The following is a 22,074-nucleotide window of genomic DNA, read 5'->3' on the forward strand; positions in this document are numbered from 1 at the left end:
CCGCGGCGGACTCGCGAGAGGGGCTCGAACCCCCAGACCGGACAGTTCCTCAGGGCAGGCGGCGCGGAACGCGGCGCCCCTGACTGCGCCGCTCTTAGCGTCCGGTGTGCGCGTCCTTCCCCGGCCCGCCGCCTTCTGACTCGCCGCCCTCAGACTCCTCGCCCTGATCCTCGTCCGCCAGCCCGAACGTGCCCGCCAGCCACCCGGTGGCGGCCCCGGCGCGCGCCCTCGAAGCCTCCTCCAGTTGCGCGGAGCGGGCCTCAGCGCCTCGCTCCGTCGCAGCCCACGCCGTCGAGAAAAGAAGAATCCGCGCGGTGAAGAAGAGGAACACCATGAAGCCGAGGATCGGCCCGAAGGTCTTGCCAGCCGGGCCGTTCGTCACGCCCTTGAGCAGCAACCAGGCCAGCTCCAAGAAAATCTCGAACAGGACCGCGCCGATCAGCCCGGCCTCGAACGCGTCCCGCAACGCCACGGCCTTGCGCGGCAGCCGCGAGATCACAAAGGAGAACAACACCCATGCGGCAAGCGTCGCGAGCACGGTGGAGGCGATAGTGACGACGCTCTGCGCCCCGGACCAATCGCCGAGGCCGACCCTGCCGATAGCCTTGCTCAACCACGAGCTCTTGGACAAGGTGATGAGGCCGAAGACGACGACAAGCGCCAATCCGAAGCTCAACAGAGCGAACAGATCGCTGAATTTGGTCGCGAACCAGTTTTTATCGTCCTCTTCCTGCTGCCACAGCTGGGTGAGCGACTCGCGAATCGCCGCGATCCAACCCAAACCAGACCACAGGCCAAGCCCCAGACCCACCGTCCCGACCGTGCCCCGCGAGGCGATCGCGGCGTCGATGAGCTGGTTGAGCTGTTTGGCGAGGCCGCCCTGCGCCGTGGAGGTGATGCGGTCTTTGATGTGGTCGAGCATCTCGGGGTTCTGGATGAGCACCTGGCCGAGGATCGCGAAGCCGATCATGATGAGCGGGAACAGTGAGAGCACGCTGTAGTACGTCACCCCGGCGGCGAAGAAATCCGCCTTGCGGTCCTGATAGCGCTCGACCGCGCGCACAAGGTGGGCCAGCGGCGGCCATTTTTCTTGCAGCCCAGCGAACCAGCTCTGCAATCGGTCGAGAACGCCCTCTTTCTTGTCCTGCGCCTCTTCGTGCGCCGCGCCGGTCGCGGCCGCGCTTTCCGTCAACGGTCAGCTCCTTTCAGAACGCCCGTGATCGGGCAAAAACCCCACAGCGTCATAGACGCGGGCCAGCGTCGCGCCAGCGATCTCCCTGGCGCGCTCGCCGCCTTCGGCGACGATTCGGTGCAATGCCGCCCGATTGTCGAGCCACCCGAGGGTGCGCTCTCGAACTGGCGCGGCGAACTCCACGAACGCGTCCGCGAGGTCTGTTTTGAGCGCGCCGTACCCCCCGCCCTGGTATTTGCGGGCGACTTCCTCCGCCGTCGCGCCGGTGAGCGCGGCGAAGATCGCGAGCAGGTTCGACAGGCCCGGCTTCTGGGCTGGGTCGAAGCGAACCTCGCCGTCGTTGTCGGTCACAGCGGAGCGGAACTTCTTCGCCGAAACCTTCGGCTCGTCCATGAGCTGCACGATGCCGGACTCCGAGGAAGCCGATTTGCTCATCTTCTTCGTCGGCTCGCGCAGATCGTAGACTCGCGCCCCCGCCTTCACCAGGCGGGCCTTGGGCACGACGAACGTCTCGCCGAAGCGGTGGTTGAAGCGCTCGGCGAGGTTGCGGGTCAGTTCGAGGTGCTGGCTCTGGTCTTCGCCCACCGGGACCAGTTCGGCTTGGTAGGCGAGGATGTCCGCGGCCATGAGGCACGGGTAGGTGAACAGGCCCACCGAGGTCTGCTCCCCTTGCTTGTCCGATTTGTCCTTGAACTGCGTCATCCGGCTCGCCTCGCCGAATCCGGTGAGGCAGCTGAGCACCCAGGCGAGCTGGGCGTTCGCCGGGACGTGGCTCTGCACGAAGATCGTGCATTGCTCGGGGTCCAGGCCCAACGCCAGCAATTGCGCGACATAGCGGAGCGTGTTCTCCCGCAGTTGCGCGGGATCGATCGGCGTGGTGATGCTGTGCTGGTCCGGGATGAAGTACAGCGCCTCGTAGTCCTGTTGCAGCTGCACCCATTGTTTGATGGCTCCGAGATAGTTGCCCAGGTGGATGGAGGAGCCGGTGGCCTGGATGCCGGAAATCAGACGCGGCCGCGTCATGCCGCGTACTCCACGACGATCGGGGCGTGGTCGGACCAGCGCAGCTCGTAATGCTCCGCCCGCTGGGTGACGGCCTTGACCGCCCGGGCGGCGAGCGGCTTGTTCGCGACGTGGTAGTCGATGCGCCACCCAGCGTCGTTGTCGAAGGCTTGCCCCCGGTACGACCACCATGAATACGGGCCCGCCTCCCCCGGATGGAACGCGCGCTGCACGTCTGTCCATCCTGAGCCATCGGCGAAAACCTCCCCGATCCAGGCCCGCTCATGCGGGAGGAAACCAGAGGCTTTCAGGTTCCCCTTCCAGTTCTTGATGTCCAGCTCGGTGTGCGCGATGTTCCAGTCCCCGCAGATCAGCACGTCGCGCTTCGCGTGGGCAAGCGGCTTGAGGTATTCGCCGAAGGTTGTGAGGAATTGGTCCTTCTCGACTTGGCGCTCGGTCTGCGCCTCGCCCGAGGGCAGGTACAGGCTCGCGAGGGTGAGCTTCCCGAAATCGGCCTCGATGTAGCGGCCGGATTCCGCGAATTGCGGATCGCCGTGGCCGATCCGCACCGCGTCGGGCTCGCGCCGAGAAAGAATCGCGACGCCGCTGCGTCCTTTCTGGGCGGCCGGAGCCTGCACAAGCGTCCAACCGTCCGCGAGAGCAGGCGCGAGCGCCGCGCGGGTCTCCGGCTCAGTGGCCCGCACCTCCTGCAAGCAAACGTAGTCCGCCGGGGCGGCGCTCAGCCAGCCCAACAGCCCCGTGTTGGCCGCAGAGCGCGCTTTGACAGCCGCGCGGACGCCGTTCACGTTCACAGTGGCCACAGAGAATGCCTTGGACGCAGAACCGTTCGATTCGGACACAATACGGAACAGTAGCAGAGCCTCACCGCGCGGCGGACGGAAAATCCTGCTCAGAGGCGCCCTCGTGGTCCGAGGAGCGCAGCAGGGGCGGCTCGTGCCCCGCAGGGGAAGAGCCCGAGTCGTTCGTTGGCAGCTCGACGAGTTGCTCCGCCTGCCCGATGGGGGAAGCCTGCCAAAGATTTTCCTGGGGCACGTCCTGGGGAACCGGGGAATGGGGCGTCGGGGAACTCTGGCGCTGGGTGAGGACAACCCCGGCCAAAAGGACCACTGCGCCCACTCCCTGGAAAACGTTGAGGCATTCGCCGAGCAACAACCACGCCATGAGCACTGCGACGGGGATCTCCAAGAGCCCGAGGATGGACGCGACTGTGGGCCGGAGCCGGGAAATCGCCGCCACCCCGAACGGGTACGCCAATCCCGTCATGAACCCCAACGCGAGCAACGGCACCAACGCGCCCGTCTGACCGCCCGCCATCGTCACCGATTCGGAGCCTTTGACCGCTGGGGCGAAGCCGAGCGCCACAAAGACTCCCATGACCACCGCCCCGAAGAGCAGCCCGCCCGCCGCCAACGCGGTCGGGGCGACGCGGTCCGAGAAACGGTGCCCCAGGATGAAGTACGCCGCGTTGGCGCTCGCGGCGGCCAAGCCCCAGAACACCCCCGCACCGTCGATGCTCGCGCCAGAGAACACCCCGAGCACGGCAAGCGCGCCGACGAGCGCGACCGCCGCGCCCGTGAGCACCGTCGCCGACGGGCGCACCCTGGCGGAGACCCAGAGCCACCCGATCACCACCACGGGCGAGAGGTATTCGAGCATCAGCGCGATCCCGACCGACATATGCTGCGCCGCGCTGAAGAAGCAGAACGGCGAGACCGCCATCGAGATCAGCCCGTACAGGGCGACGCCGCGCTTGTGCCGCCACACCCCGCGCGCCCAATCGGGCTCGAACCACTGCGCCACGACCGCGGCCGCGACCGCCGCGACCGCGAGCCTGGTGAGCACGATGCCGCCCGTGGACCAACCGGCCTGGGTCAGCGTTTTCGCCAGCGGGCCGGACACGCCAAAACACACCGCCGCGCCGACAGCCAACGGCAAGCCGGCGAATTGGGCTTCACGCCTCGACTTCATGAACATGTCCTCACCTCCTGGGAGTGCGGAGCACATGGCGAGTCGCAGGAATTCGTCATGAGCTACTGGGAGTTTCACTCCTGAAAGTAGCAAAATTTTATGTCATGCGTCAAGATGTTTTGAGTCATGACAGAACTCAAGCGCGGTGCTCTCTTCAGCCAAGACACTCTCACCACCTTGCTGGCGCTCGCGCGCCTGGTGAACTCCGAATTCGGCGGGCCGGACGTGCTCGAAAGCGCCGAAACACTGTGCGCCTTCCTCGACGAGCACGGCTGGACCGGGCGGCGGGACGGGGACAAAGCCGAGCTCGAAGCGATGCGAGCCCTGCGGACGCGGATCAGCGCGCTCTGGGAGCTGCTCGAGAACGAAGAGGCCTTGGTCGCCGAAGTCAACTCGCTCCTCGCCACCACCAGGGCCAACCCTTGGCTCACCCGCCATAGCGAAGCCCCCTACTGGCATCTGCACTTCAACCAGCCCGACGACCCGCTCGCCGAACGCATCGGAGCCGAAATCGCCATGGCCTTCGCCGAAATCATCCGCTCGGACGAGATCAGCCGGCTCAAGCAGTGCGCCGCTCCGGACTGCTCCGCAGTCCTGGTGGACCTGTCCAGGAACCGTTCTCGGCTGTTCTGCGACATCGGCAACTGCGGCAACCGCATGCACGTCGCCGCGTACCGCGCCCGACTGCGCAAACTGGGGTAAGGGCGCACGGGCGCCTGACAGCGGCGAACCTGCGACGCCCGCCCAGGCAAACGCCTCGGCGCCGATCAGCCCCGCGCGGAAAGTTTCGCGAGGAGCTTCGCTCCCACGCACTCGGGCACGAACTCCCCGACCGCCCCGCCGTGCCCGGCGACCTCTTTGATGAGCGAGCTGGAGATGTACGAGAACTCCGGCGAGGTCGCCACGAAGAACGTGTCCACTTCGGCGAGATGGTGGTTCATCTGCGCCATAGCGATCTCATACTCGAAATCGATGCTCGTGCGCAGGCCCTTGACAATGGCCTTGACGCCTCGGCGTTTGGCCCCGGAGACCAGGAGCCCTTCCCACGCTTCGACATCCACATGCGCGAAGCTCGCCGTCGCCTCACGGATCAGCTCCATCCTCTCGTCCGAGCTGAAGAGAGTCTGTTTTTTCGGGTTCGTCATCACAACGACGGTGAGCCGGTCGAAATGCTTCGCGGCTCGGCCGATGACGTCGAGATGCCCCAATGTGATGGGATCGAATGTGCCGGGATAGATGGCGTGGCCCATACCGGTCAGCCTAATGCACCCGCCGGGCGTGTGCCACGAGCATCCTTTCGGCGTATTCCGGGGGCGCGCGCCGGCCGCCAGCCAGTGCACCAGCCGCACGAGGGCGGCTGGTGCAACAAGAGCAAAGGGTCAGAGGTCGAAGACCAACCGCCCGCCGTCTTTGGAGCGCGACACGCACACCAACATGTGCCCTTGCTCGCGCTGATGCTCGGTGAGGGTGTGCTCTCGATGGTCGACCTCGCCTTCGACGACCCGCTGCACGCACGTCCCGCAGAAACCTTGCTGACAGGAGTAGCCCACATTCGGTTTGACCCGGCGGATCGCCGCGAGCGGGCTCTCGTTCGCGCCGACCTGGACCGTTTCGCCGCTTCGCGCCAGAACCGCCTCGAACGCGACCCCGTTGACCACCGGCGGCGGGGAGAAACGCTCGAAATGCAGCTCCACCGAAGAGTCAGCGCCGATGCCCCGGCGAATCGTCTCGATCATCGGCGGCGGCCCGCACGCGTACACGGCGGTGTCCCCGTCCACCCCGGCGAGCAGATCTTGCGGACACGGCAGGCCGTGCTCGTCGTCGGTGCGCACCCGCGCCCCGGGCCCGAAGGCGAGCACTTCGTCCAGGAACGGCAGGCTGTCCCTGTGCCTGCCGGTGTAGAGCATGCTCCAGTCAAGGCCGAGCCGGCTGGCGAGACGCACCATCGGCAAGATCGGGGTGATCCCGATGCCGCCAGCGATGAAACAGAGCTTCTTCTTGAGCGAGGCGGAACCGGGCAGCGGCATCATGAACGCGTTGCGCGGCCTGCTGACCTCGACGAGGTCGCCGACCTTCAGACTGTGGGCCTCGACCGAACCGCCGTTGCCGTCTGGAATGCGCCGGATCGCGATCCGGTACTCGCGCTCCCGTCTCGGATCGCCGCACAACGAGTACTGCCGAACGCGGCCTGAGGGGAGGTACAGGTCGATATGCGCCCCGGCGTGCCACTGGCCCAGCTTGATCCCGTCCGGCGCGGCCAGTGTCAGCTGGCAGACGTTCTCGTCCTTCGCGACGATCCGCCGATCAATGAGGAGCATCTTCCTGCGGTTCGGCACCGCGGCGAGCCGGACCCGCTCCGCGTCGGCGCGTCCGACCAGAGTCACGGGCACGACGTAGTCGAGCGCCCCGCCGATACAGCGCATGAGGATGTCTTTGCGCCCAGCCCCGTACAAGCTCGGCGGCACGCTGTTGGCGTGCTCCTTCAACACGCCAACCCGCAGCAAGGACTCGCGCACCGCGCGGCGGACCGGACCAGTCGCCTCGGCTGCGGCGCCCGGTTCAGGCATGGAGCGCCCGCGCGGCCGGCGAGGTGGCGAGGTACGCGACGGCTTGCGCGGTGTTGCCCTCGGTGTCGGTGGTGTACTTCCAACGGAAAAGCCGCAGCGCCGAGCGGAGGAGGAAGCCCATCTGAGGGATGGAGCCGCGCCGCCATGAGGCGCGCAGTTTCCACATGAGCCGGAAATACCCGAGGTTGGGCAGCGACGGGTCGTGCCGCACCAAGAACTTCGTTCCGCGCAGGATCACAGTCAAGAAGCCGATACTCGCGATCAAGCTCATGACCGCGCGCTGGGCGTAGCCCATGCCGAGATACATGGCGAGGTTGTGCGCGACGTGCCGGTGCTCCACCTCTTCGGCGCCATGCCAGCGGAAGAGGTCCGCCATGACCGGGTCGACGTCGAGCTCGTCCCACCGGTTGTTCAGGACCCAGTCGCCCAGCACGGCGGTGAAGTGCTCGACCGCCGCGACCAGGGCGACACCGGCTTCCACCGTGTTCGCCTTGCGCTTGGGGTCGGCATAGTCGATGCGCTCCGAGAGGCGCTCGGCCACCCATTCCACTTGGCGCAAGAAGGGCTCGCAGTCGATGCCGTGGCGGGCGAGGTACTCCACTGTGGCCTTGTCGTGGCTCTTCGCGTGCACCGCCTCTTGCCCCATGAAGCCGATCACCTCCTCGCGGATGCGCTCGTCGTGGACATACTCCAAAGCGTCCGTGAAGACCTTGCAGAACCACCGTTCGCCGGTGGGCAGGAAAAGGTTGAGCGCGGTGATGAAATGCGAGCCGTACGGATCATTCCGTATCCAGCAGAGCGGAGCGTGCCCGAAGTCGAACTGAACGTCCCTGGCGTGCAAGGCGATCTCTTCGGGGGCGAACGTGTCCGGTGCCCCCGCTGCTGCGTGCAGTTCGGCAGCCATAGGCTTCTCCTTGCGTCCAAAATCAGGTGTTTTCGCTCAAGAGTATACGCCCGAGTATACACCTGCGCGAGCCGAACAAGCGGCGCCCAACAGGGCGCCCGCCCCCATGGCGAACCGTTACGATGAGCCTGCCGTCACCGCAGAACAACCCCGAAAAGAGCCCATGCGAAACGCGAAACTCCCGCTTCTGTTCGTCGTGGCCGTGGTCGGCGTTCTGATCCTCGGCGCGGTCTGCCTCGTCGCGCTGAGCGGCCGGGGCGGGATCGCCGTGGCGCCGACGGCAGGGCAGGGCGCCGACAGCCAGCCGGCCCCGACCGGGTCGAGCATCGCGGCCGCCCTCGCGGGACCACCGCCGCCCTGGGCGGGAAAACCGACCACGGCGCCCAGGAACAGCTCGTCGAGCCCGCCGCCGAGCCGGCCGAGCCCCGCGTCATCGGCGGTCCCGGCCGTCCAGGGCCCGCCGATGACGGTCTCCTACTCGGTCACAGGGTCCGGACCGGCGAGCATCTTGACGTATTGGCGGGGCGACCACGACATCGCGACGGAGCACGACGCCCCGCTGCCCTGGTCGCGCACCGTCACCCTGAACGAGCAGAGCAGCATCCGGCTCAGCGCCCAAGTCGGCGCGGGCGACGCGCACTGCCAAATCTCGGTCGACGGCCAGTTGCCGCCGAAGCGACCGGGGCTTATTTCGTGACGTGCCAAACCACCCCGCGCCCCGGTGTCCACGACCGCTGAGACGGTCGCCGCGCCACAGCGGATTCTCAGCTCTTTCCCAGCGCCGCAGGCTTGCACGAGGATTGCGCCAGAGCTAGCATCTGCGGGGAAGATCTGTTGACCAGGGGAGGCTTGGGCCCCTGGCAGTGAAACCGCATGGGAAAGGACCCCGACAACCATGTCCCTGACCGTTCTTGCCAGGACCGCGCTCTGCGGCGCGGCCGCCCTGCCCTTCGCCCTGCCCGCGAGCCTCGCCGCCGCAGCCCCGGTGACCGTCGCCTACCAGGTCGTCGGCTCGGGCAACGCCACCGAACTCGTCTACTGGGACGAGAACGGCGCGAAACAGACCTTGAACGCGGTGCCGCTGCCGTGGAGCAAGACGGTGTCGATCCCCAAAACGATCCCCATCCACCTGAACGTGGTCGTCCCCAACGGGGAAGTCACCTGCAAGATCGCCGTGGACGGCAAGCCGACCTCGGAAATCAAAGGGAAGTACTCCGCGCGGTGCAGCGCGGACATCACCGGGTCCTGAACCTGACCGACGAATACCCTCCTCGGGTATAATCGCGTCATGAGCGAAGGAGTTCCCGACCCCGCCCCGCCGAACGACGGCGGATGTTGCCGCACAACCGGCGGCAACACCGAGGGAGCCCCTTCAGCATTGCTGGCGCAGACCGAGCAACCGAGCGCTGGAAACCATGCGGCGAAAATCTCGACAGCCACACGGGGCTACAACGAAAGCAAAGACAACCACCTGCGCAGATTGCGCAGGATCGAAGGGCAAGTCCGAGGCCTGGCCCGGATGATCGAGCAAGACGAATACTGTATCGACGTGCTCACCCAGGTTTCGGCGACAACACGGGCCCTGCAATCGATGGCATTGGGGCTGCTGGACGAGCACCTGAAAGGGTGTGTCGCGTCAGCGATCCACCACGGGGACGACGCCGACGCGAAAGTCGCCGAAGCCGCCGCGGCCATCGCCCGCCTCGTCAAATCCTAAGGAGCCCCATGACCGTCCAGAGCTACTATGTCACAGGCATGACCTGCGGGCACTGCGTCAGCGCGGTGAGCAAGGAGCTGAGCGCGATCAGCGGCGTCTCGGACGTTTCAGTCAACCTGGAAACCGGCGAGGTCCGGGTCGCCTCGCACACGCCGCTCGGCGAGGGGCAGGTCCGCGACGCGGTCACCGAGGCAGGGTACGGGCTCGTGTAGGAGCTGCCCTCGGAAAATCCGCCGCGGCGCGCATGACGGCCGCCCCCATGCACTCCGCGAAGAGTTCTCGCGACCAGATCGAACACGCGCAAAACCAGTCGCCTAGCCTGGACGCATGGAGCCGAAAACACTGCTCTACAGCACCCAGGCCGTCCTCGCCATCGACGGACTGGTGTTCGCGTGGGCGCTCGCCCTCGGCGTGCTCAAATACCGCCAGATCCTCGCCTCGCCGGAGCACCGCGCGCACCCCTACACCGACATCGCGCACCGAGCCGCGCTGCTCTACTCCTTCGCCATCCTGCTCATCGCCGCATTCGTGCAACTGAGCGTCTGGCCCCCTGCAGTCAACCTCGCCGCCGCCCTCGTGGTGATCGTCTTTTTCGTCTCAGCGATCGCCGCATACGCCTACCACGGGGTGCGGCGGGACACCGAGAACCAGTTCGCCGGGGCTGGCTGGCTCCTCCGCGCGAACATGGCGCTGCTCGTCGTCGGCGAAATCGGCGGTTTCGCCGTTGTTTTCTCCGGGTTCCTGTGGGGTTTGCGCTAAACCCCAAGACAGGCGAACTCGACGCGGGTGTCGCCGTACTCATACGCCTTCACGAGGTCGAATGCCGCAGGCCACATCGTCTCGTTCGACCTTTTGGAGCGCTCAAGGACCAGGAGCGCGTCGTGGGCGAGCCAGCCCTGCGCGAGCAGCGCTTCGAGCAGCCGGGCGATTTCCTCGTCGCCGATGTCGTACGGCGGATCGGCGAACACCAGGTCGTACGGCTCCGGTGGCGGCGACGAGAGCACCGCGAGCACCGTCGCCGCACGCACGGAGACAACGCCTTGAACGTCGAGCTCCGCAATGTTCGCACGCAACGCGGCAACAGAAGAGCGCCCCGAGTCGACACAGAACGCATGTGCCGCGCCTCGGGAAATCGCCTCAAGGGCGAGCGCACCGGAGCCCGCGTACAAGTCCAGCACCCGCGCGCCGTCGAAGGCCATTTGATTGCCCAGGGCGCTGAACATCGCGGCCCGCACTCGCTCGGCGGTGGGGCGTGCGCCCGTCGCCGGGGTCCGAAGCCGCCTGCCCCGGTGCTCTCCCGCGACAATCCGGATCATCCCAGCTTCACCTGCCTGCCAGTGCCCGAAGGAAAAACCCCAGGTTCGCGGGGCGCTCGGCGAGACGGCGCACAAAGTAGCCGTACCATCGCCCGCCGTAGGGCACATAGGTGCGCACCCGCACGCGCGAGGCGGCCAAGCGCGCCTGCTCGTCCGCCCGCACCCCGTACAGCATCTGGTGCTCATAGCTCGACGCGACGCGACTGGTCGCCGCGGCAAGTCTGGTCGCCTCGGCGATCATCGCGGGGTCGTGCGAGGCCACCATCGGGTAGCCGTCGCCCTCGAAAAGCACCGCAAGGCAGCGCTTGTACGAGGAGTCGACCTGTTCTTTGTCCTGGTAGGCGACAGATTTTGGCTCCTGGTAGGCGCCCTTGCAGAGCCGGATCCGCGAACCTGGGCCCGCGAAATCGCGGCAGTCCGCCTCGGTGCGCTTGAGATAGCTTTGCAGCACCGCGCCGGTCCACGGGAAGTCCGACCGCAACGCCCGCACGACAGAAAGCGTGGCTTCGGTGGTGGTGTGGTCCTCCATGTCCACGGTGACCAGCGCGCCGACCTCGTCGGCCTTCGCGCACAGCGCCTGCGCGCCCGCCAGCGCGAGCGCCTGGCCGTCCGGCAAGAGCTGCCCGAAGGCAGAAAGCTTGATGGAGGCCTCGAGCGCGCCGTCGGGCAGGGGCTGCCCACGCGCGGCGAGCTCGTCGCGCACCCGTCCCAGGCCGTCCAGCAGATCGCGGTGCGCTTGGACAGCGGCCTCGGCTTGCGCGCGGTCGCGGACGTTCTCCCCCAGGTGATCCACTGAGACGAAGCGCGAGCCCAACAGATCCGCGACGACGCGCAACGCGTCGTCCAACTCGTACCCGGCGACGAAGCGCGACACCACGGCGCGGGTGAACGCGAAGCGTTGGGAAAGAGACTCGAGGCGCTGGCTCTTCGAAGCGGCGAGCAGCACCGGGCGCGCTGGGTGCCGCAATGCCGCGAGCAGCGGCGATCCCTTGTTCATTGGCCCATGTGGGGGTAGCTGTGGCTGACAGCGGGGACGAACGTCTCCTTGATCGACCGAGGCGAGGCCCAACGCGAGAGGTTGAGTTTGGAACCCGCTTTGTCGTTGGTGCCCGAGGCTCTGCCGCCGCCGAAGGGCTGCTGGCCGACCACGGCGCCTGTCGGCTTGTCGTTGACGTAGAAATTGCCTGCGGCGAAGCGCAGCGCCTGACAGGCTTGGGCGAGCGCTGCCCGGTCTTGGGCGAACACCGCGCCGGTGAGCGCGTACTTCGAGGTCGCGTCCACCAGTCGCAGCGTGTCCTCCCACGCGGCGTCCGGATAGATGTGGACGGAGAGGATCGGGCCGAAATACTCGGTCCGCATCGCCTCGTCCGCCGGATCCTCCACGAGCAGCACCGTGGGGCTCACGAAATAGCCTTCGCCGCAGTCCGCGACCCCGCCTGCGAGCACCCGCACGCCGGGCGCGCGCCGCGCCCGGTCCAGCGCGGCAGCGTGTTTGTCGAACGCGCGGCGGTCGATCACCGCGCCGCCGAAGTTCGCGAAATCCGCGACGTCGCCGTAGCGCAGCTCGTTCGCCGTCGCGGCAAGCTCTTCCCCGACGCGCGCCCAGAGGGACTGCGGGATGTAGGCGCGGGACGCGGCGGAGCACTTCTGGCCCTGGTAATCGAAGGCGCCGCGCACCAGGCCGGTCACCAGCGCCGCGGGGTCGGCGCTGGGGTGGGCGAGCACGAAATCCTTCCCCCCGGTCTCCCCGACAATCCTCGGGTAGCCCCGGTACTTCGCGATGTTGGCCCCGACCTGCGCCCAAAGCTTCTGAAAGGTCGCCGTCGAGCCGGTGAAATGGATCCCGGCGAGGCCAGGGTCGGCCAGGAGCACGTCGGAGACCGCGATGCCGTCGCCATGCAGCATATTGATGACCCCTGGCGGCAGTCCGGCCTCGGTCAAAAGCTCCAGAGTGAGTTGCGCGGCAAGGGCCTGCGACGGCGACGGCTTCCATATGACCGTATTGCCCAGGAGCGCGGGGGCGGTCGGCAGGTTGCCGCCGATCGCGGTGAAATTGAACGGGGTGATCGCGTAGACGAAGCCCTCCAACGGCCGGTATTCCACGCGGTTCCACACCCCAGGCGGGCTCACCGGCTGTTCGGCGAGCAGCTCGCGGGCGAACGCCGCGTTGAACCGCCAGAAATCCACGAGCTCGCACGCGGCGTCGATCTCGGCCTGGTACACCGACTTCGACTGGCCCAGCATCGTGGCCGCGACAAGCCGAGCCCGCCAGGGGCCGGAAAGCAGATCCGCCGCTTTGAGGAAGACTGCGGCGCGGTCGTCGAAGGAGAGCTCGCGCCACTGCGGCGCTGCCCGAGCCGCGGCCTCGACGGCCGCCTTGGCGTCCTCCTTCGTCGCGTTGCGAAGGGTTCCCAGGCGATGGGCGTGGCGATGGGGCGACACCACAGCAGCCGGCTCCCCGGACCCCGAGACCTGCTTTCCCCCGATGACATGGGGCAGATCTCGGACCTGCGAGCACAACTCCGCGAGCTGCGCCTGTGTCTCGGCCCGCTCGGGGGAGCCTGGCGCGTAGGAGCGCACCGGTTCGTTCGTCGGAGCCGGAAGAACGGTGACAGCGTCCATTCGAGCCTGCCTTTCCATCGCGGTGCCCGCTTCCCTCAGCTTAGGCCAGCGTGAGGCCTTCCGCAGCAACAGCGCCGAGCCGCTGGGCCAGCGTCAGTCGCGGGTGAGCTTGCGATGGGTGACGGAATGCGGTCGGGCCGCGTCCGGGCCGAGGCGTTCGATCTTGTTCGCCTCGTAGCCCTGGAAGTTGCCTTCGAACCAGAACCAGCTGGCCGGATTCTCGTCCGTGCCCTCCCACGCGAGGATGTGCGTGCAAGTGCGGTCGAGGAACCAACGGTCGTGGGAGATCACCACGGCGCAGCCGGGGAATTTGTCGAGCGCGTTCTCCAACGACGACAACGTTTCCACGTCCAGGTCGTTGGTCGGCTCGTCCAGCAGAATCAAGTTCCCGCCCTGTTTGAGCGTGAGCGCGAGGTTCAGCCGGTTGCGCTCTCCGCCAGAGAGCACGCCAGCAGGTTTCTGCTGATCGGGGCCTTTGAACCCGAACGCCGAGACATAGGCGCGGGACGGGATCTCGCTCTGCCCGACCTGGATGTAGTCCAGGCCTTCGGAGACCACCTGCCAGACCGTCTTCGCGGGGTCGATGCCCGCCCGGTTCTGGTCCACGTAGCTGAGCGTGACGGTCTCGCCGATTTTGACCGTGCCGGAATCGGGTTTCTCAAAACCGACGATCGTTTTGAACAGGGTTGATTTCCCGACGCCGTTCGGGCCGATCACACCGACGATGCCGTTGCGCGGCAAGGTGAACGAGAGGTCCTTGATGAGCGCGCGCCCGCCGAACCCCTTGTCCAGGTGCTCGACTTCGACCACCACATTGCCCAGGCGCGGGCCCGGCGGGATCTGGATCTCCTCGAAGTCGAGCTTGCGGGTCTTGTCCGCTTCCGCGGCCATCTCCTCGTAGCGGGTGAGGCGGGCCTTGTTCTTGGCCTGGCGGGCCTTCGCCCCCGACCGCACCCACGCGAGCTCCTCTTGCAGGCGCTTTTGCAGTTTCTGGTCCTTTTTGCCCTGGACTTCCAAACGCTCGGCCTTCTTCTCCAGGTATGTGGAGTAGTTGCCCTCGTACGGGTACGCGCGGCCACGGTCGAGCTCAAGAATCCACTGCGCCACGTTGTCGAGGAAGTAACGGTCGTGGGTGACGGCGAGGACGGCGCCGGGGTAGCTCGCGAGGAACTGCTCCAGCCACAGCACGCTCTCCGCGTCGAGGTGGTTGGTGGGCTCGTCGAGGAGCAAAAGGTCCGGTTTGGAGAGGAGCAGTTTGCACAGCGCCACCCGGCGGCGCTCCCCGCCGGACAGGTGGGCGACGGGCTCGTCGGCGGGCGGGCAGCGCAACGCGTCCATCGCCTGCTCCAGCTGCGAGTCGAGGTCCCACGCGTCGGCGTGGTCCAGCTCCTCTTGCAGGAGCCCCATCTCCTCCATGAGCTCGTCGGTGTAGTCCGTGGCCATCAGCTCGGCGACCTCGTTGTATCGGTCGAGTTTGACTTTGATCTCCCCGAGGCCGGCCTCGACGTTCTGTTTGACGGTCTTGTCCTCGTCCAGCTCGGGCTCCTGCATGAGGATGCCGACCGTCGCCTCCGGCGCGAGGAACGCGTCCCCGTTGCCCGGCTGGTCGAGCCCGGCCATGATCTTCAGGACGCTGGACTTGCCCGCGCCGTTCGGGCCGACAACGCCGATCTTCGCCCCGGGGAGGAACGCGAGGGTCACGTTGTCCAGAATGACTTTGTCGCCGTGCGCTTTGCGCACATTGCGCATGGTGTAGATGTAATCCGCCACCGGGACATCTTAGGCCAAGCGGGCGCAGGCCCCGCAAAGGCCGTCCGCCGCGGCGGGCAACGCTCTTGAAAAGAACACGGCCCGTCAAAAAGAAGAAGCTCGATACTCTGGAAGTCATGCCAAAGCACATCATTGTCTCGGGCGCCGGTATCGCCGGAACCGCTCTCGCCCATGAGCTCGCCGCGCGCGGCTGGCGCGCCACAGTGCTGGAACGGTTCCCCGAACACCGCAGCGAAGGCCAAAACGTCGACATACGCGGCGCAGCCCGCGCAGTCATCCAGAAAATGGGCGTCGAAGCCGCCGTCCGCGCCGCCAACACGACCGAGGTCGGCATCCGCTTCGTCAGAGCCGACGGCTCGACCGCCGCCGCGTTTCCCGTCTCACGGCACGGCGGAGCCGACGGCCCGACCGCCGAACTGGAGATCTTGCGCAGCGAACTTTCCCGCATCCTCTTCGAGCGCAGCAGCGAGCACGCCGACTACCGCTACGGCGTCAGCATCGCCGACGTGGCCGACCATGGCGACCGCGTCACGGCCACGCTCGACGACGGCAGCGCCCTCGACGGGGACGCGCTGGTCATCGCCGAGGGGCTGCGCTCCCGCTCGCGCCGGTTCGTCACCAGCGCGGCGGTGCGCGATTTCAGCATGTACTTCGCGTACGCGACCCTGCCTCGCCGCGACAGCGACGAGAAGTGGTGGCTGTGGCAGAGGGCGACGCGATCACGCGCCGTGCACCTTCGCCCCGACAACGTCGGGACGACACGCGCCATCCTGACGTTCTTCTCCGACGCGCGAGGCTTCGAAGACCTCGACCGCGAAAGCCAGGTCACCATTCTGCGGCGGACATTCGCCGACGTCGGGGGGATCGCCCCCCGCGTGCTCGGCGACCTCGAAGCCGGCGCGCCCCTCTACTTCTCGGTCGTCGGCCAGGTGCGAAGCCCCACCTGGAGCAAGGGGCGGATAGCGCTCCTCGGCGACACCGCGTTCTGCAACGCGACATTCGGCGGAGCCGGCACCAGCTTGGCGCTCATCGGAGCGTACGTCTTGGCTGGCGAACTGGCCGGAGCCGAGCGCATCAGCACAGCGTTCGCGCAGTACGAGCGAGTGATGAAACCGTTCGCCGGCGCCGCCCCGAAAGTCAGCGAACGGGCGCTGCGGCTCGCCAATCCTCGTTCGCGCAATGGCGTCCGCGCCCTGGACGCCGCCCTGGGCCTCGCCGCCAATCCGATCGTCAAGAAAGTGTCCGCGCTCGCCAGCCGCGCCATGACGAACACCGGCGAGGAGCTGCTGCCCGCCTACCCCGACGCCCCGCACAGAGCCCGCCTGGGATGACTGGGCCGTTCCCGCGCCGACCCTTGTCGCGGAGACGGCGAACACGCCTGGGCTTGCTGTGCGCGCGGCGCTTGCCCTCGTGTCAGGGCGTTCGCTTCGCTTTGAGCGATCTTCTTCGCAAGGCTAAGGTGACTCCGTGATCAACGATACGACGGCGATCCCAGCTGCCGAGGAACGCGCCAGCGCCGAGTCGGCGCAGGACAGCCCCAAAAAAGCGGGGAAGCGGGCTCGTCAACGCGCCCCCCGGAAAGCCAGCGGGCACTGGAGCCCCGCCAAGCGGGCCATGCCCGCGATCGCGCGCCTGCGCGCACAGGAGGGGGTCCGCGACGAGTCGCTGCTCGGGGTGCGTTATGCCCGCATGGCGTCGTCTTCGTGGGCGTATCTGCGCGGAGCCGCGGCAGTGATGGCCGCCGACCTCGCGGCGGCTCCGCACTCTGGGCTCATCGTGCAGATGTGCGGGGACGCCCATATCCTGAACTTCGGCTTGTGGGCCTCGCCTGAGCGGCAGCTGCTGTTCGACGCCAGGGATTTCGACGAAACCCTGCCCGGTCCCTTCGAATGGGACTTGAAACGATTGGCGACCAGCGCCCACGTGCTCGCCGCCGCCGAAAAACTCGACCGAGCCGCGGGCGAGGAGGCGGCCGCGGCGGCGGTCGGCAGCTACATCGAGAGCATGCGCCGCTACGCCAAACTCGGCGAACTCGACATCTGGTACGACGTGATCACCGCGGACGCGGCATTGGAGTACCTCTCCTCCGGCGATGCGGAACGCGCCCGCGAAAAAATCGAAGAAGAGTCCCAGAAGAAGTCCCACGAAGGCTCGGTCGAGAAACTGACGACCGGCGACGACGAGCAAAAACGGATCACCTCAGACCCGGTGAAACGCCGCCGCCACGAGGCGGCCCACAGTCCGGAAAACCGCGTGTGGCGCACCGCGATGGGCACGTATCTCGATTCCATCCCCCCGCATTTGCAGCGGCTCGTCTCCAGATTCTCACTGGTCGACTCGGTGCGCCAAGTGGTCGGCGTGGGGAGCGTCGGCATGCGCATCTACCTCAACCTCATGGAGGGCGAGAGCGGCAAACAACCAGTGTTCTTCCAGATGAAGCAGGCAACCGCGTCCGTGTACGAGGAATTCCTCGGCCCCAGCGAATTCGACAACCACGGCCAACGCGTGGTCGCCGGTCAGCGGTTGATGCAATCGGCGAGCGACCTGTTTTTAGGCTGGGCGAAAGGAGGAGAGTTCGACTATTACGTCCGCCAGTTCCGGGATATGAAAGTGATCCCGGAAGGAGAGCACATCGCCGGGCGCCTCCCCGAGTTCGCCGCTTTATGCGGCGCAGCCCTCGCCAAATCGCATGCCCGCAGCGGCGAGCCCGCGGCGATCAGCGCCTACATCGGGAAAGGGCGCGCGTTCACCCGAGGGATCCTCGAATTCGCCCGCGCGTACGCCGCCCAAACCCACGAGGACCACGCGGAACTTGTCGCGGCAATCGCCGCTGGCGCCGTCCCGGCATCGGAGAACCCCTGGTGAACTGAGAACAGGACGCCGAGAACAAAACCTTTTTCGGCCGTGCCCCACAAGGCCGCGCGCCTCTCTGCGGCAATTGCGGAATCAGCAGGCCGATCCCGCATCAGTGCGCGGGAGGTCGGCCCCTGGCGCGTGATGACGGCTCAGATGTCGTGCGCGAAGCGGACGACGACACGCCCGTTCGGCCCCTCCAGCGCCGTGTCCGCGGCCAGCGGATCGTCGTCCATCACCAGTGACGATTGCCCCGGCGGGGACGGAGGCAACAGGGGCAGGATCGGCCCAGCCCCTCCGTGGGAATGACACAGCTCGGGCTGGAGCAAGCCTTCTGCCCCGAAATCCTTGTAGTCCCACTCTACTGGAATGGCGTCGTCCGAGCTCACACGGCAATCTTACCAAAGGGCGCAGGACCCCATAAGGGAAAACGTCCAGAGCGCACCGCAATCGGGCTTGGCTGAGGACGGGCGGCAGCCACGGGGCACACCGGCATAGGGGCACGCACGGGAAGCCTCGAATCGGCAGAAGCCGGATCGTTTCTGTTGGGAAGCTCTCTCCTCCGGCCTGAACCGGCATGGCGAAACACTGCCCGAGTAGGTGTTTCCTGGTGACGCCAGCAGGACTCGAACCTGCGACCTAGAGATTATGAGGTTCGGGGCGTTGACTCGCGCGGGTACTCGCTTAAAAACACCGTCTCAGCTGGCGTTGAGTTGGCCTGTGGCGTTTGTTCGCGAAGAGACGCGAGGGTCCGATTCGGGTGTTTTTGTCGGGTTTCTGTTGGGTTTTTGTTGGCGGTTCGAGCCGCCCAAGGCGACGATGGTCAAGTCGAACGGCTTTAACGCGCCCATGGCACGGGGGTCGCCCTTGCGGGTGTCCATTTGGGGTATACCCGTGTTGGGCACGGCGCGGCTTCGGTCGAAGTGTCTAAATAGAGTAGTGGATCGTATTGTTTGACATGTGTCTAGCGATATCTTAGACTCTATTTTGACATCAACACGTCGAGCGAAGGAATCGAGAACATGGGCCAGCGGGTCGGATACGTTAGAGTGAGCACTATGGCGCAGAACACCGAACGCCAGCTCGACGGCGTTGAGCTCGACAAGGTTTTCACCGACAAGCTCAGCGGCAAAGACACCGCCCGTCCCTCGCTCGACCAGGTTCTCGGCTACGTCCGCGAGGGCGATGTGCTGCTAGTGCATTCCATGGACCGCCTGGCGCGGAGCCTGGACGACTTGCGGCGGATCGTGCGCGGCCTGACCGCTAAGGGCGTGCGGGTCGAGTTCGTGAAAGAGGGCCTGGCCTTCACCGGGGACGACTCGCCCATGAACACCCTGCTGCTGTCGATGCTCGGCGCGGTCGCGGAGTTCGAGCGGTCCATGATCCTAGAGCGCCAGCGCGAGGGCATCGCCATCGCCAAGCGCGACGGCAAATACAAGGGCAGGAAAGCCGCTCTGGACACAGAGAGGGCCGACGAGCTGCGCGCGCGCCTCAAAGCGGGCGAGCCCGTCGCCAGCCTCGCCCGCGAGTACGGGGTTAGCCGACAGACTGTCTACAACTACGCCGCCTGACCCCACGGGGGTACCCCCTACCCCCGCCATGCCCGCACCTCGGCCGCATAGGCGAACGCCCTCCCCGGTCTTTTTTTCTTCAACCAAACGCCATGCGTTCGTCCTACCGCGCGCATCACCCTGTGGTGCGGACCCGCCACAGATCCCGCCGCGTCCATCCGCGACGATTTAGAAGATGGTGGGCAAATTGCCCACCATCTGTCCAAGGTCGGGGTCGTCGGCCAAGTCCTTGACCCTGCGGACCTTGCTGATGGTGTCGCGCCCGTAGCCGACCGCCTGCGCCGCGATGTCCCGAGTCTCGGGCTGCTTCGGCAAAACTGCCGCCGATTCGGCGGCAGTTTTCGGCCTGCCCTGAGTCTCTTTGCGCCGCTCTTGCGCCACGGGCCGCAGCGCCGCCTCTATCGCGCTGGCTATCGCCTCGGCCTCGGTGGGCGTGAACGGCTTGCGCTGCGTGTTCTCATCCGCCTCCGCGCGCAACAAGTCCGAAGCCTCCACCAGGGAGGCCACGAAGGTGACCGGCACCGTCTGCCAGCCCAACAACCGCGCCGCCTCCAAACGCCGCTGACCGGCCACCAGCCGCAAATCCGCCGTCACCGCCACCGGGTGGATCAACCCCACCTCGGGGACGAGGTGGAAACCGTCGCTGCCTGGCTCGGCATCAGTCCCGCCGATCTCATGTTTCCGCCGAACCTGAGGCGCCGTTACTGAACGCTCACGCTCGTTCGAGCCAGGACGCGGGAGGCTCGTAGTCGTCCTCCCCCGGACCAGGCGCAGCGGCGGTGTTCGGTCTCGACGGGCCGTCCTGCGGGGCGATCCCGAAATGCGATTGCAGCTCTTCCAAAGCCTGGGCCATCTCCGTGTCTGCCGTGAACTCGCCCAACGCCTGCCGAACCTGTTTCTCGGCGTCCTTGCGGGCGTCCGCGAACGCGCGGCGCACAGCGCTGGCGACTGAGGCCATGTCGTACTTCGACGCGGCCTCGTCGATTTCCAGGCGCAGCACTTCGCCCCTCGCGTCCAGCTCCACGACCACGGCGGCGTTCAAGCCGTAGCCCTTGCCCCGCACGAGGGCAAGCGCCTGCTGCGCCCGCCGCTGCTTCGCGCGCAGCTCTTCCACCTTCTCGACAAGCGCGTTCTCCGCAGTGTTCACAAAGCATCCTCGTCTTCCTCTTCGGGGCCCGCGGGCTGGTTGAGCCAGTCGCAGGCGCCGCTCAGCTCGGGCAAGTCGCCCATGGGCTCGATCATGAACAGTCCGAACAGGTCGTGCGCCAACTTGGGCAGCCTCCCCGCGATGTCCGACACAGGCGCACAGGTGGAGTCGAGCAGGGCAGTGGAGTCGTGCGCCATCTGCACCAGCTCCGCGAGCGGCAATTGCGGGCTCGTCGCCGCGTCGAGATACACCGAGCACGCCTTTCCAAGCGTTTCGAAACAGTCGCCCACAGTCCTCATGTCCTCATGCGCCGAACCGAGCATCCGCGCCATCTCGGCACGCTCCGGCGATGCGCGTTGCGCGACGAGATCGAGCACAAGCGGGACACGGTTCGCCGTCGCCCGTAATGCCGTCGCGGCTTGCGACCACGCCGCAGCGGCGTTACTCAGCGCGTACCCCCGCCACATCTTCCGCGACACGCGCAGCATGGCCCGCTCGCCCCACGTCGCCCTCAACGGCTCCTCGCCGTACGCCCTCGGGATCTTCGGCACTTTGAAGACCTCCACCGAGCCGGGAGGGAACGCGGGGTGATCCGTGCGCCCCAACGCCCGGTACTGGTGTAACACGTCCACCGAAAGCACCAGATCATGCAATTGGCCGACCACGACAACAATGTCTGAGGCCGCTTCCACCACGCCGCAATCCGGCGAACGCCCACCGCACGCCCGGTCGTACCCCGCAGCCCACCCCTGATCCACAGAACCCGGCCCAGCCATCCATCCGCACCGTTTGAGCTTCCCCGCCAAATCCCCCACAACCGCCGCCAGCTCAACATGCAGAACTCGAAGCTGGCGCACCAGCTCAGAAGGAGGACTCGCGTACTGGCTCACACCCACACGGACACCTTCGGTCAACCATCAAGCAGATCAGCGAACACGGCTTTGCGCTCAAGGAAGTTACCGCCACCTTCAATGCTGCGAGCATATTTCAGGGGGGTATCGCCATCTACGGTCTTGTGATGCACATCTGCCCCTCTGTCGCGCAAGAGCCGCACAACTTCGGGTGAACTCCAAGTAGCTCGAAGCGCGATGTACAGCGGGGTTTCCCCCTTGGTGTTCTCCGCGTCGATCTCGGAACCAGCGTCAAGCAAGAGGTTCACCACCGCTGCATCGCTGTTTTGCGCGGCGCTATGCAACGGGGTTCTTCCATCTTGATCACGGGCGTTCACGTCTGCGCCAGCGTCGATCAAGTGTTTCGTGTTCGTCAGCTTGTACTCAGTAATTTTGCGGCGCGCCTCGTCAGCTTGGGCCGGGTCTTTGATCATCACAGGGTTTTTGATATCACGCGGGCCGTCCGCGACTGCGTAATGTAGTGGCGTTCGTCCAGCGCGGTCGCGGTGATGCGGATCGATGTTCTGGGTCATG

At 66.5% G+C, this 22,074-nt stretch carries 25 protein-coding genes; 9 read left to right on the top strand and 16 right to left on the bottom strand.

The window, feature by feature from the left end:
- Nucleotides 1-94: 94 nt before the first annotated feature.
- The 4 genes from SROT_RS13925 to SROT_RS13940 all read right to left on the bottom strand — a co-directional run bounded on the left by SROT_RS13925 (nt 95) and on the right by SROT_RS13940 (nt 4,183).
- Complete coding sequence (locus SROT_RS13925) at nt 95-1,192, bottom strand: YhjD/YihY/BrkB family envelope integrity protein (RefSeq protein WP_013139660.1); 1,098 nt, start codon at nt 1,190-1,192, stop codon at nt 95-97.
- A 3-nt stretch (nt 1,193-1,195) separates the two neighbouring features.
- Nucleotides 1,196-2,215 carry a tryptophan--tRNA ligase gene (trpS, locus tag SROT_RS13930; RefSeq protein ID WP_013139661.1) on the bottom strand — a complete coding sequence of 340 codons (1,020 nt, stop codon included), beginning with the start codon at nt 2,213-2,215 and terminating at the stop codon, nt 1,196-1,198.
- Nucleotides 2,212-3,015, bottom strand: a complete 804-nt coding sequence (locus tag SROT_RS13935) for an exodeoxyribonuclease III (RefSeq protein WP_013139662.1) — start codon at nt 3,013-3,015, stop codon at nt 2,212-2,214. Before SROT_RS13935 ends, trpS begins: the two co-directional genes overlap by 4 nt.
- A gap of 61 nt (nt 3,016-3,076) precedes the next feature.
- Nucleotides 3,077-4,183: an EamA family transporter gene (locus SROT_RS13940; protein WP_245535313.1), complete on the bottom strand. Its 1,107-nt coding sequence runs from the start codon at nt 4,181-4,183 to the stop codon at nt 3,077-3,079.
- 126 nt (nt 4,184-4,309) lie between these two features.
- Here SROT_RS13940 and SROT_RS13945 point away from each other — a divergent pair, with 126 nt between their 5' ends.
- Nucleotides 4,310-4,885 carry a CGNR zinc finger domain-containing protein gene (locus SROT_RS13945; protein WP_013139664.1) on the top strand — a complete coding sequence of 192 codons (576 nt, stop codon included), beginning with the start codon at nt 4,310-4,312 and terminating at the stop codon, nt 4,883-4,885.
- Between the two features lie 65 nt (nt 4,886-4,950).
- Here SROT_RS13945 and coaD read toward each other — a convergent pair whose 3' ends face one another.
- The 3 genes from coaD to SROT_RS13960 form a co-directional block, all read right to left on the bottom strand.
- A complete protein-coding gene (gene coaD / locus SROT_RS13950; protein WP_013139665.1) occupies nt 4,951-5,433 on the bottom strand; it encodes a pantetheine-phosphate adenylyltransferase in 483 nt (160 codons plus the stop codon).
- A gap of 129 nt (nt 5,434-5,562) precedes the next feature.
- On the bottom strand, nt 5,563-6,750 hold the full coding sequence (locus SROT_RS13955; protein WP_013139666.1) for a PDR/VanB family oxidoreductase: 1,188 nt from the start codon (nt 6,748-6,750) through the stop codon (nt 5,563-5,565).
- The gene (locus SROT_RS13960; RefSeq protein ID WP_013139667.1) at nt 6,743-7,654 is read right to left on the bottom strand and encodes a metal-dependent hydrolase; all 912 of its coding nucleotides are present in this window, start codon (nt 7,652-7,654) and stop codon (nt 6,743-6,745) included. The genes SROT_RS13955 and SROT_RS13960 overlap by 8 nt, the downstream gene beginning before the upstream one ends.
- Nucleotides 7,655-7,817: 163 nt before the next feature.
- Here SROT_RS13960 and SROT_RS15815 point away from each other — a divergent pair, with 163 nt between their 5' ends.
- The 5 genes from SROT_RS15815 to SROT_RS13985 all read left to right on the top strand — a co-directional run bounded on the left by SROT_RS15815 (nt 7,818) and on the right by SROT_RS13985 (nt 10,130).
- Nucleotides 7,818-8,351, top strand: coding sequence for a hypothetical protein (locus SROT_RS15815; RefSeq protein ID WP_148223457.1), 534 nt, complete (start codon nt 7,818-7,820; stop codon nt 8,349-8,351).
- Between the two features lie 198 nt (nt 8,352-8,549).
- Nucleotides 8,550-8,903 (top strand): MmpS family transport accessory protein, encoded by a 354-nt coding sequence (locus SROT_RS13970; protein ID WP_013139669.1) that lies wholly within the window; start codon nt 8,550-8,552, stop codon nt 8,901-8,903.
- A gap of 177 nt (nt 8,904-9,080) precedes the next feature.
- On the top strand, nt 9,081-9,371 hold the full coding sequence (locus tag SROT_RS13975) for a metal-sensitive transcriptional regulator (RefSeq protein ID WP_041408088.1): 291 nt from the start codon (nt 9,081-9,083) through the stop codon (nt 9,369-9,371).
- Between the two features lie 8 nt (nt 9,372-9,379).
- Nucleotides 9,380-9,583, top strand: a complete 204-nt coding sequence (locus tag SROT_RS13980) for a heavy-metal-associated domain-containing protein (RefSeq protein ID WP_013139671.1) — start codon at nt 9,380-9,382, stop codon at nt 9,581-9,583.
- Nucleotides 9,584-9,698: 115 nt separating this feature from the next.
- Nucleotides 9,699-10,130 (top strand): hypothetical protein, encoded by a 432-nt coding sequence (locus tag SROT_RS13985; RefSeq protein ID WP_013139672.1) that lies wholly within the window; start codon nt 9,699-9,701, stop codon nt 10,128-10,130.
- Here the strand turns inward: SROT_RS13985 and rsmD are convergent.
- The 4 genes from rsmD to ettA form a co-directional block, all read right to left on the bottom strand.
- Entirely contained in the window at nt 10,127-10,687 is a 561-nt protein-coding gene (rsmD, locus tag SROT_RS13990) for a 16S rRNA (guanine(966)-N(2))-methyltransferase RsmD (protein ID WP_013139673.1), read from the bottom strand. The two genes, SROT_RS13985 and rsmD, sit on opposite strands and share 4 nt — an antisense overlap.
- A 7-nt stretch (nt 10,688-10,694) precedes the next feature.
- On the bottom strand, nt 10,695-11,684 hold the full coding sequence (locus SROT_RS13995; RefSeq protein ID WP_013139674.1) for a proline dehydrogenase family protein: 990 nt from the start codon (nt 11,682-11,684) through the stop codon (nt 10,695-10,697).
- Nucleotides 11,681-13,309 carry an L-glutamate gamma-semialdehyde dehydrogenase gene (pruA, locus tag SROT_RS14000; RefSeq protein WP_013139675.1) on the bottom strand — a complete coding sequence of 543 codons (1,629 nt, stop codon included), beginning with the start codon at nt 13,307-13,309 and terminating at the stop codon, nt 11,681-11,683. Before pruA ends, SROT_RS13995 begins: the two co-directional genes overlap by 4 nt.
- 93 nt (nt 13,310-13,402) lie before the next feature.
- Nucleotides 13,403-15,079: an energy-dependent translational throttle protein EttA gene (gene ettA / locus SROT_RS14005; protein ID WP_013139676.1), complete on the bottom strand. Its 1,677-nt coding sequence runs from the start codon at nt 15,077-15,079 to the stop codon at nt 13,403-13,405.
- Nucleotides 15,080-15,195: 116 nt separating this feature from the next.
- Here ettA and SROT_RS14010 point away from each other — a divergent pair, with 116 nt between their 5' ends.
- Together SROT_RS14010 and SROT_RS14015 are read left to right on the top strand one after the other, a co-directional pair.
- Nucleotides 15,196-16,410 carry an FAD-dependent monooxygenase gene (locus SROT_RS14010; protein ID WP_013139677.1) on the top strand — a complete coding sequence of 405 codons (1,215 nt, stop codon included), beginning with the start codon at nt 15,196-15,198 and terminating at the stop codon, nt 16,408-16,410.
- A 136-nt stretch (nt 16,411-16,546) separates the two neighbouring features.
- A complete protein-coding gene (locus tag SROT_RS14015; protein ID WP_013139678.1) occupies nt 16,547-17,944 on the top strand; it encodes a DUF2252 domain-containing protein in 1,398 nt (465 codons plus the stop codon).
- Between the two features lie 140 nt (nt 17,945-18,084).
- Here SROT_RS14015 and SROT_RS14020 read toward each other — a convergent pair whose 3' ends face one another.
- The gene (locus SROT_RS14020; RefSeq protein ID WP_013139679.1) at nt 18,085-18,321 is read right to left on the bottom strand and encodes a hypothetical protein; all 237 of its coding nucleotides are present in this window, start codon (nt 18,319-18,321) and stop codon (nt 18,085-18,087) included.
- Between the two features lie 633 nt (nt 18,322-18,954).
- On the opposite strand from SROT_RS14020, the gene SROT_RS14030 reads away from it, so the two are divergent.
- Nucleotides 18,955-19,503: a recombinase family protein gene (locus tag SROT_RS14030; RefSeq protein ID WP_013139680.1), complete on the top strand. Its 549-nt coding sequence runs from the start codon at nt 18,955-18,957 to the stop codon at nt 19,501-19,503.
- Nucleotides 19,504-19,671: 168 nt separating this feature from the next.
- Here the strand turns inward: SROT_RS14030 and SROT_RS15820 are convergent, their stop codons facing one another.
- From SROT_RS15820 to SROT_RS14050, 4 genes are all read right to left on the bottom strand, one after another.
- Nucleotides 19,672-20,121, bottom strand: coding sequence for a ParB N-terminal domain-containing protein (locus SROT_RS15820; protein WP_049773374.1), 450 nt, complete (start codon nt 20,119-20,121; stop codon nt 19,672-19,674).
- Between the two features lie 94 nt (nt 20,122-20,215).
- Complete coding sequence (locus SROT_RS14040; protein ID WP_013139682.1) at nt 20,216-20,650, bottom strand: YbaB/EbfC family nucleoid-associated protein; 435 nt, start codon at nt 20,648-20,650, stop codon at nt 20,216-20,218.
- Nucleotides 20,647-21,540, bottom strand: a complete 894-nt coding sequence (locus tag SROT_RS14045; protein WP_148223459.1) for a hypothetical protein — start codon at nt 21,538-21,540, stop codon at nt 20,647-20,649. Before SROT_RS14045 ends, SROT_RS14040 begins: the two co-directional genes overlap by 4 nt.
- A gap of 20 nt (nt 21,541-21,560) precedes the next feature.
- Entirely contained in the window at nt 21,561-22,073 is a 513-nt protein-coding gene (locus SROT_RS14050; RefSeq protein ID WP_013139684.1) for an ankyrin repeat domain-containing protein, read from the bottom strand.
- Between the last annotated feature and the right edge of the window lies 1 nt (nt 22,074).

Source organism: Segniliparus rotundus DSM 44985 (assembly GCF_000092825.1).
GTDB lineage: Bacteria > Actinomycetota > Actinomycetes > Mycobacteriales > Mycobacteriaceae > Segniliparus > Segniliparus rotundus.

What these genes read in the sequence shown, in the direction of transcription:
- trpS (WP_013139661.1), bottom strand. Translation starts at nt 2,215, where the DNA reads ATGACGCGGCCGCGTCTGATTTCCGGCATCCAGGCCACCGGCTCCTCC.
- SROT_RS13940 (WP_245535313.1), bottom strand. Translation starts at nt 4,183, where the DNA reads ATGAAGTCGAGGCGTGAAGCCCAATTCGCCGGCTTGCCGTTGGCTGTC.
- SROT_RS13945 (WP_013139664.1), top strand. Translation starts at nt 4,310, where the DNA reads ATGACAGAACTCAAGCGCGGTGCTCTCTTCAGCCAAGACACTCTCACC.
- coaD (WP_013139665.1), bottom strand. Translation starts at nt 5,433, where the DNA reads ATGGGCCACGCCATCTATCCCGGCACATTCGATCCCATCACATTGGGG.
- SROT_RS13955 (WP_013139666.1), bottom strand. Translation starts at nt 6,750, where the DNA reads ATGCCTGAACCGGGCGCCGCAGCCGAGGCGACTGGTCCGGTCCGCCGC.
- SROT_RS13960 (WP_013139667.1), bottom strand. Translation starts at nt 7,654, where the DNA reads ATGGCTGCCGAACTGCACGCAGCAGCGGGGGCACCGGACACGTTCGCC.
- SROT_RS15815 (WP_148223457.1), top strand. Translation starts at nt 7,818, where the DNA reads ATGCGAAACGCGAAACTCCCGCTTCTGTTCGTCGTGGCCGTGGTCGGC.
- SROT_RS13970 (WP_013139669.1), top strand. Translation starts at nt 8,550, where the DNA reads ATGTCCCTGACCGTTCTTGCCAGGACCGCGCTCTGCGGCGCGGCCGCC.
- SROT_RS13980 (WP_013139671.1), top strand. Translation starts at nt 9,380, where the DNA reads ATGACCGTCCAGAGCTACTATGTCACAGGCATGACCTGCGGGCACTGC.
- SROT_RS13985 (WP_013139672.1), top strand. Translation starts at nt 9,699, where the DNA reads ATGGAGCCGAAAACACTGCTCTACAGCACCCAGGCCGTCCTCGCCATC.
- rsmD (WP_013139673.1), bottom strand. Translation starts at nt 10,687, where the DNA reads ATGATCCGGATTGTCGCGGGAGAGCACCGGGGCAGGCGGCTTCGGACC.
- SROT_RS13995 (WP_013139674.1), bottom strand. Translation starts at nt 11,684, where the DNA reads ATGAACAAGGGATCGCCGCTGCTCGCGGCATTGCGGCACCCAGCGCGC.
- pruA (WP_013139675.1), bottom strand. Translation starts at nt 13,309, where the DNA reads ATGGACGCTGTCACCGTTCTTCCGGCTCCGACGAACGAACCGGTGCGC.
- SROT_RS14010 (WP_013139677.1), top strand. Translation starts at nt 15,196, where the DNA reads ATGCCAAAGCACATCATTGTCTCGGGCGCCGGTATCGCCGGAACCGCT.
- SROT_RS14030 (WP_013139680.1), top strand. Translation starts at nt 18,955, where the DNA reads ATGGGCCAGCGGGTCGGATACGTTAGAGTGAGCACTATGGCGCAGAAC.
- SROT_RS14050 (WP_013139684.1), bottom strand. Translation starts at nt 22,073, where the DNA reads ATGACCCAGAACATCGATCCGCATCACCGCGACCGCGCTGGACGAACG.